Below are 7062 nucleotides of genomic sequence, written 5' to 3'. Positions count from 1 at the left end.
CGCGATCCACTCCACACCCAACTCCTCGGCCCTGGCCCGGCTCATCACCACCACCGCCGCCGCACCATCGGAAATCTGCGACGCCGACCCCGCCGTGACCGTCCCGTCCTTCGCGAACGCCGGCCGCAACCTGCCCAACGACTCCACCGTCGTCTCCGCCCGGATCCCCTCATCGGAGGCGAACTCCACCGCATCCCCCCTCCGCTGCGGAATCGACACCGGCACCACCTCGTCGTCGAACACCCCGTCCTTCCACGCCCGCGCCGCATTCTGATGCGAAGCCGCCGCGAACGCATCCTGCTCGGCCCGCGAGACGAACCGCTCCCCGCTGTTCGCGGACTCGGTCAGATTCCCCATCGCCTGATCAGTGAAAATATCGTGCAACCCGTCGAACGCCATGTGATCCCGCAACGTCACATCCCCGTACTTGAACCCGGACCGCGACTTCTCCAGCAGATGCGGAGCCTGCGACATCGACTCCTGCCCACCGGCCACGACGATCTCGAACTCCCCCGCCCGGATCAGCTGATCGGCCATCGCGATCGCGTTGATCCCCGACAGGCACACCTTGTTGATCGTCAACGCCGGCACATCCATCGGGATACCCGCCGCCACCGCGGCCTGCCGCGCCGGGATCTGCCCGGCCCCGGCGGTGAGCACCTGACCCATGATCACGTACTCGACCTGCTCCGGCGCCACCCCCGCCCTGGCCAACGCACCCGCGATCGCGACCCCACCCAGATCCGACCCCGAGAAGTCCTTCAACGCACCCTGCAAACGCCCCATGGGGGTGCGGGCACCGGCAACGATGACAGTGGTGTTCGGCGAAGCAGACATTGTGGGACTCCGGTGATGTTGTGGGGAAAGAGCTTTCGGAAAATCAGACGAGTTCGCCGGCGGGGATCTCGAGGGGTGTGCCGGTCGCGGCGATCACGTCGTCGACCGTGACCCCGGGCGCGAGTTCGCGCAGCACGAGCGTGCCGCCCTCGGCCACGTCGATGACGGCCAGATCGGTGATGATGCGGTCGACCACGCCCTGGCCGGTCAGCGGGAGGGTGCAGGTATCGACGATCTTGGGGTTGCCGTCGCGGTCGGTGTGTTCCATGACCACGATGACCCGGCTCGCCCCGTGTACGAGGTCCATGGCGCCGCCCATGCCCTTGACCATCTTGCCGGGGACCATCCAGTTGGCGAGGTCGCCGGTGCGGGAGACCTGCATCCCACCGAGGACCGCGGTGTCGATGTGCCCGCCGCGGATCATCCCGAAGGACGTCGCCGAGTCGAAGAACGCAGCGCCCGGATTGACCGTCACGGTCTCCTTGCCCGCGTTGATCAGATCGGGGTCGATCTTGTCCTCGGTCGGGTACGGTCCGGTGCCGAGGATGCCGTTCTCCGAGTGCAGCGTGACGTGCACATCGGCGGGCAGGTAACCCGGGATGAGGGTGGGCAGGCCGATACCGAGGTTGACGTACTCGCCGTCGACCATCTCGGCGGCCGCGCGGGCCGCCATCTCGTTGCGGCTCCAGCCCTTCTTGTCGGTCGTCGCCTTCTCTCCGGTCACTGTGCCGCTCCTTCCGATGCCGTCACGGTGCGCTTCTCGATGCGCTTGTTCTGCGGGCCGGTGTGCACGATCCGCTTGACGAAGATGCCGGGCAGGTGCACCTGCGCGGGGTCGATGTCGCCGGGCTCGACGAGTTCCTCGACCTGAGCGATCGTGATCTTCCCGGCCATCGCGGCCAGCGGGTTGAAGTTCATCGCGGTCTTGTCGAAGACGAGGTTGCCCGCGGTGTCGCCCTTGACGGCGTGCACGAGCGCGAAGTCGGCATTGATGCCGAGTTCCATCACGTACCGCTTGTCGCCGAAGACACGGGTCTCCTTCGGCGGCGAGGCCACCGCGACGGAGCCGTCGGACGCGTACCGCCACGGCAGGCCACCATCCGAGACGGGGGTGCCGACACCGGCGGGGGTGAAGAAGGCGGGGATGCCGGCGCCACCCGCCCGCAGCCGCTCGGCGAGGGTGCCCTGCGGGGTCAGCTCGACCTCGAGTTCACCCGCGAGGTACTGGCGGGCGAACTCCTTGTTCTCGCCGACGTAGGACGCGACGACCCGGCGAACACGGTGCTCGTTGAGCAGCAGGCCCAGGCCGTGGTCGTCGACGCCGCAGTTGTTGGAGAAGACTTCGAGATCGCCGACACCGGAGTCGACGAGCGCCTGGATCAGGACGTCGGGGATGCCACACAGGCCGAATCCGCCGACGGCGAGCGTCGCGCCGTCGGACACGTCCGCGACGGCCGCCGCGGCTGTGTCGAACACTTTCGTTGCCATTCCATGACCTCTCTCGGGAAACCTCGGCCGTGTGGTGCCGGCCCTACGGATGCGTTCACTGGGTGGACGAGGACGCATCGAACGTTACTAACTACAGAGGGAGCAGACGCGCATTTCAAGGGGTATGCGACAACCCTACAGAGATTGCTCGCTCGCCGGAATGGCTGTCGGCGTCGCGTTCACTGAGTGAACGTATGCTGGGTCGGTGGACGGTGAACAGAGACCGCAGGTGATCAGTCGGGTGAGTGCGCTGCTGCGGGCCGTTGCGGGGTTCGAACCGCACGGATCGTCGACCACCGATCTGGCACGCGCAACCGGGCTGGCCCGGCCCACCGCGCACCGGCTGCTGACGTCCCTCGCCGAGGAGGGTCTCGTCGACCGCGACCCCAGGTCGGGCCGGTGGTCGCTGGGGCCGGAGCTGTACCTGCTGGGGTCGCTCGCGGCCGAGCGCTACGACATCACCGATCTGGCCGGCGAGATCCTGCGCGGCCTGGCGAGGGAGACGGGAGAGACCGCGCACCTGTCGGCTCGCCGCGGTGACGGCACGGTGTGCCTGGCGAGCGAGGAGGGCAGTTTCCCGTTGCGCTCGCACGTGCTGCACGTGGGCCGGCGGCTGCCCCTGGGGGTCGCGTCGGCGGGACTGGTGATCCTGTCGCATCTGCCCGACCACGACATCGACGAGTACCTGTCCCGGACCGATCTCACCGACGGATGGGGGCAGCCTCACAGCCGGGCCGCCCTCGAGGAACGTATCGCAGCGACTCGGCTGACCGGCTACTCGACGAACCCGGCGCTGCTCGTCGAGGGCAGTTGGGGCATGGGTGCCGCGGTGTTCGATCATCGTGATTCGCCGGCGTGGGCGTTGAGCGTGACCGGGGTGGAGAGCCGCTTCCGGGAGGATCGTCGCCCCGAGCTCGGCGAACTGCTGCTGCGCGAGGCGCACCGGCTCACGCAGCTGCTGCGCGGGCACCAGCGCTGATCCGGCGGCTGCCGCGTAACACCACCGTTACCCTGGGTAACCAACCGATTGACATGTCGCCGTTACCGTCTGCTGTCGAGGTGGAAACATCGAAGTCGGAATCGAACGGCGGGAGGCAGCATGTCGGACGGGCTCGAACGGCTGTACTCGGTGCTCGACGAGACGCTGGGCCCTGTCGATGCCGCGTACGCTGCCGCCTACCCGGGGCCACGGCCCGGCCGGCAGCCGGTGCACACCGTGTACGTACCGGGCGACCGCTACGACGCCGGCACCGTCGGAGCGTGGGGCGAGCAGGCCCGGCAGGTGTTCTCGGAGAACATCACCGATGCCTCCGATCTCGCCGCCGTCACCGGGATCGAGCACGGTATTGCCGAGGAGGTTCTGCCCCTCGTGCTGGCCAAGCTCGAGTCCGAACCGATCGAGGATCTGCGCATCGACTTCGAGGACGGATTCCCCCAGTCAGAGGTACCGGCCGCCGACCGCGACGCCGACGAGGACTCGCACGTCGCACGGGCCGCGGCGGACCTCCGGGCAAGCGGTACGGCAACTCCGTTCTCCGGCATCCGGTTCAAGTGTTTCGAGGCGGCCACCCGCAGGCGCGGTGTCCGGACGCTGGACGAATTCGTGGGCTCCGTCTCCGAGAACGGTTCCCTTCCTGACGGTTTCGTGGTGACCCTCCCGAAGGTCACTTCACCCGAGCAGGTTTCGGCGATGGTGACGGTGTGCGAGCACCTGGAGTCCACGTATTCGCTCACCGTGCCGCTGCGCTTCGAGATCCAGATCGAGACGCCGCAGGCGATCTGCGGACCCGACGGCACCGCACAGGTCGCGGCGATGATCCACGCTGCCGCCGGCCGCTGCTCGGGCCTGCACTACGGCACGTACGACTACTCGGCGGCGTGCGGTATCGCGGCCGAATATCAGGCGATGGATCATCCGGTCGCCGACCACGCCAAGGCCACCATGCAGGTCGCGGCCGCCGGCACCGGTGTGTTCCTGTCCGACGGGTCCACCAACCGGATCCCGGTGGGCACCGCCGAGGAGATCCGCCGCGCGTGGGCGCTGCACGCGCGGCTGGTCGACCGGTCGCTGCGCCGCGGTTTCCATCAGGGCTGGGACCTGCACCCGGCGCAACTACCCACCCGGTTCGCCGCGACCTTCGCGTTCTACCGCCGCTCCTTCCCCACTTCCGCGGACCGAATCGCCGCGTACGTCGGCCGCGCCGACTCCGGCTACCTCGACGAACCGGCCACCGCACGTGCCCTGGCGTCGTTCCTGCTGCGCGGCCTGGGCTGCGGGGCCCTCACCGCCGGCGAGGTGCACGGCCGCACCGGCATCGGGGCAGCGGACCTTCGGCGCCTCGCCGGCCACACCATCGAGAAGGGACAGCAGCTGTGACCACCGTGATCCGTGCCCGCCGCGCGATCGTCGGCGACCGCGACATCGCCTGCGCCGTGACGTTACAGGCGGGCCGCATCGCCGCCGTCGACGGTTACGACACGGCGTTACCCGCCGGTGCGGACGAGATCGTCCTCGCCGACGACGAGGTGCTGCTTCCCGGCCTCGTCGACACACACGTGCACATCAACGATCCGGGCCGGACGGAATGGGAGGGCTTCGCGAGCGCCACGCGGGCCGCGGCGGCCGGGGGCGTCACCACGGTGATCGACATGCCGCTCAACTCGATTCCGTCGACGATCGACGTCGCGGCACTGGAAGTCAAGCGCGCGACCGCGATCGGGCAGACGACCGTCGATGTCGGGTTCTGGGGTGGTGTCGTCCCCGGCAATCTCGGCCACCTGCGCGCGTTGTGGGACGAGGGTGTGTACGGATTCAAGTGCTTCCTGGCCTATTCGGGCCTCGACGAGTATCCGCCCCTGGACGGAGAACAGATGGTCGCGGCGATGCGCGAGATCGCCGAGTTCGACGGGCTTCTCATCGTGCACGCCGAGGACGGCCCGACCCTCGACGCGCAGACGCCGGCGTCCGGGCGTCACTATGCCGATTTTCTGCGGTCACGGCCACCCGTCGCCGAATCCCGGGCTGTCGCACAGGTGATCGACGGGGCACGGGAAACCGGCTGCCGCGTGCACATCCTGCACCTGTCCGACGCCGGGAGCCTGCCGATGCTGGCCGCCGCGAAGGCGGACGGAGTTCGCATCACCGCCGAGACGTGCCCGCACTACCTGTCGCTGTTCAGTGAGGAAATCCTCGATGGTTCCACACATTTCAAGTGCTGTCCGCCGATCCGCGAAGCGGGCAACCGGGAGGGGCTGTGGCGTGGACTCGCCGACGGCACGATCGATTGCGTCGTCTCCGACCATTCGCCGTGTACCCCCGAACTGAAGAAGTTCACCAGCGGTGATTTCGGGGAGGCCTGGGGTGGCATCTCGTCGCTGCAACTGGGCCTGCCCATCGTCTGGTCCGAGGCACGCCGCCGCGGTCACACCCTCGTCGATGTCGTGCGCTGGATGGGAAGCAACACAAGTAGTCTGGTGGGTTTGGCCGACCGCGGCGGGATTGCCGCCGGCAACACCGCCGACCTCTGCGTCTTCGCGCCCGACGACGCGTTCGTCGTGTTCCCCGACCGGCTGCACCACCGCAATGCCGTCACCCCCTACGCGGAGATGGCACTGGCAGGGGTGGTCCGGCACTCGTGGCTGGCCGGCACTCCGCTCACCGTCACCCTCGATGCGACCCAGGACCCCGCGCCGCGCGGCGGCCTGCTCACCCGTCCACCCTCGGAAGGATCTTCATGAGCACCCCGGATTTCCTGCAGTTGCCCGATCTCGCGTCGCGCGCGCTGGCCGGCTCGGTGATGTTCGCGAACGACGAATTGTTCGCCCAGAGAGAGAATCTCATCAGTCCGGAACCTGCGGCGCACGACGTGAGCGACTTCGGGCACAAGGGCAAGGTGTACGACGGGTGGGAGACCCGTCGCCGCCGAGAGCCCGGGCACGACTACGCGATCGTCCGGCTCGGGGTGCCCGGCGTCGTCCGCGGCGTCGTGATCGACACTGCGTGGTTCACCGGCAACTATCCCCCGTTCGCGTCGATCGACGGACTCTGCGTCGAGGGATATCAATCGGCAGCGCAGTTGCAGGACGCGCCGTGGGAGCCGATCCTCGACAAGGTCGCACTGCTGGGCGACACCGCAAACGGGTTCCCGGTGGCGAGCGAGAAGCGGTGGACCCATGTGCGGCTCAACATCTTTCCCGACGGCGGGGTGGCGCGGCTGCGCGTGCACGGGGAGCCGCGACCGGATCCGTTGTTCCTCACCGGCACCATCGATCTCGCCGCGCTCGAGAACGGTGGGGATGTCGTGGACTGCTCGAACCGCTTCTATTCGTCGCCGCGGAACATCATCGGTCTCGGCCGCGCCCGTCACATGGGCGAGGGGTGGGAGAACGCACGACGCCGCGACGACGGCAACGACCACGTCGTGGTGCGCCTCGCCGGTGCGGGCCTGATCGAGCACGTCGAGATCGACACCTCCTACTTCCTCGGAAACGCACCCGGCTGGGCACGGTTGACCGGAACAGCCGACGAGTCCGCGCTTTCCGACGAATCGTCGTGGGTGACGCTGGTGCCGCGGGTCGAGTTGCTCCCGGACTGCCGGCACCGGTTCCGGGTCGACGCGGACGGCCCGCTGCGGTTCGTTCGGCTCGACGTGTATCCGGACGGCGGCATCGCCCGGCTGCGTGTGCACGGCCGCCTCGCCTGACGTGCTCCGGCCGAGCATCGATTACCTGGACGAA

At 68.5% G+C, this 7062-nt stretch carries 7 protein-coding genes; 4 read left to right on the top strand and 3 right to left on the bottom strand.

Annotated elements, in window-relative coordinates; genetic code table 11:
- From A8G15_RS20915 to A8G15_RS20905, 3 genes are all read right to left on the bottom strand, one after another.
- A partial coding sequence (locus tag A8G15_RS20915; protein WP_068164000.1) for an acetyl-CoA C-acyltransferase occupies positions 1-837 on the bottom strand: 837 nt, incomplete at its 3' end.
- A 43-nt stretch (positions 838-880) separates the two neighbouring features.
- Positions 881-1561, bottom strand: coding sequence for a 3-oxoacid CoA-transferase subunit B (locus A8G15_RS20910; RefSeq protein ID WP_281180727.1), 681 nt, complete (start codon positions 1559-1561; stop codon positions 881-883).
- On the bottom strand, positions 1558-2325 hold the full coding sequence (locus A8G15_RS20905; protein ID WP_068163973.1) for a CoA transferase subunit A: 768 nt from the start codon (positions 2323-2325) through the stop codon (positions 1558-1560). Before A8G15_RS20905 ends, A8G15_RS20910 begins: the two co-directional genes overlap by 4 nt.
- A gap of 205 nt (positions 2326-2530) precedes the next feature.
- On the opposite strand from A8G15_RS20905, the gene A8G15_RS20900 reads away from it, so the two are divergent.
- The 4 genes from A8G15_RS20900 to alc all read left to right on the top strand — a co-directional run bounded on the left by A8G15_RS20900 (position 2531) and on the right by alc (position 7028).
- A complete protein-coding gene (locus tag A8G15_RS20900; RefSeq protein ID WP_068163972.1) occupies positions 2531-3304 on the top strand; it encodes an IclR family transcriptional regulator in 774 nt (257 codons plus the stop codon).
- A 120-nt stretch (positions 3305-3424) separates the two neighbouring features.
- Positions 3425-4702 carry a DUF6986 family protein gene (locus tag A8G15_RS20895; protein ID WP_068163971.1) on the top strand — a complete coding sequence of 426 codons (1278 nt, stop codon included), beginning with the start codon at positions 3425-3427 and terminating at the stop codon, positions 4700-4702.
- Positions 4699-6063, top strand: coding sequence for an allantoinase AllB (allB, locus tag A8G15_RS20890; protein ID WP_068163970.1), 1365 nt, complete (start codon positions 4699-4701; stop codon positions 6061-6063). The genes A8G15_RS20895 and allB overlap by 4 nt, the downstream gene beginning before the upstream one ends.
- The gene (gene alc / locus A8G15_RS20885; RefSeq protein WP_068163969.1) at positions 6060-7028 is read left to right on the top strand and encodes an allantoicase; all 969 of its coding nucleotides are present in this window, start codon (positions 6060-6062) and stop codon (positions 7026-7028) included. The genes allB and alc overlap by 4 nt, the downstream gene beginning before the upstream one ends.
- Positions 7029-7062 lie beyond the last annotated feature (34 nt).

Source organism: Rhodococcus phenolicus (assembly GCF_001646785.1).
Taxonomy (GTDB): domain Bacteria; phylum Actinomycetota; class Actinomycetes; order Mycobacteriales; family Mycobacteriaceae; genus Rhodococcus; species Rhodococcus phenolicus.
The sequence above is the reverse complement of the archived record's forward strand: the minus strand, read 5'-3'. Positions and strand labels throughout refer to the sequence as shown.